Annotated in this window: 1 protein-coding gene; it reads right to left on the reverse strand. The window is 64.9% G+C overall.

The genetic code is table 11. The features are described 5' to 3' along the window. Positions 1 to 938 (reverse strand): XdhC family protein (locus PG5_RS32840; RefSeq protein WP_042956007.1); only part of this gene is annotated, 938 nt, incomplete at its 3' end. Positions 939 to 982: the final 44 nt, after the last annotated feature.

The following is a 982-nucleotide window of genomic DNA, read 5'->3' on the forward strand; positions in this document are numbered from 1 at the left end:
TCCCACGGCGGGCGTGCGGTCCCCGCTCGGGGACCGAGTGGGCGGGGGTGGGGGGGCGGGGTTTGCGGCGCCAGCCCGAGCCAATGGCGGTCCTGGCGGTAGCTGTGGGTCATTACCGCGACGGCGGCGCCGTCGATCAGCGGGGCCAGGTCGAACGGGTTGTCGAGGCTGGCGAGGATAACGGCGTCGGCTTGCGGGAAACGTTCGGCGCGGGCGAAGTGGCTGCGGCTGTCGATCACACTGACGTGCCAGTCCAGCAACTTGGCCATGCGCACCAGCGGCTGTGCGTCGTGGCCGGCGCCTATAATCACCAGGCGAGGCGGCGGGGCGATGTACTCGAAAAATACTTCGACTTCACCACGGGCGTTGCTGTAGAGGCGTATCGAGGACTTCTTCTGCATCAGGGTCTTGTGCAGACCACGGCGCATAGCACTGTTCAGTTGCAGGTTGCGCAGGCTGCCTTCGGTATTCGACAACAAACGGTCACCGACTCTGGCAGATGCATCGCGAGAGCTTGCAATCACCGTGGCCATGGCGGCCGGTTGTTGACTGTCGCGCACCCGTCGCAGCAGATCGATGGCCGGGGCAGGCGACTTTGCCCGCAGGCGTTCGAGCATGACGAATACCGTGCCGTTGCAACCCAGGCCAAAGGTCAGGGCGCTTTGCTCGTCGTCCTCGTCCTCGGTGGCGCCCGTGCTGTAGCGACGTACTACCGGTTCACCGGAATCGGTGAGCCACCAGGCTTTTTTCGCCAGGTCCTGCTCCAGGCAGCCGCCGCTGACGGTGCCAACGGTGCGGCCGTGTATGGGGATGAGCATCCGCGCACCGGGACGGCGGTAGGCCGAGCCTTCCACCTTGACCACGGTGGCGAGGATGGTTTCTTCGCCCTGGTGGGCGGCGGTGTCGATGGCTTGTAGAAGATCATTGAGGCCGGACATGGAATCAGTTCCTGAATACGAAGGAGACCCTGTAGGAGCTGCCG

The organism is Pseudomonas sp. G5(2012), assembly GCF_000408945.1.
In the GTDB taxonomy this organism is placed as follows: domain Bacteria; phylum Pseudomonadota; class Gammaproteobacteria; order Pseudomonadales; family Pseudomonadaceae; genus Aquipseudomonas; species Aquipseudomonas umsongensis.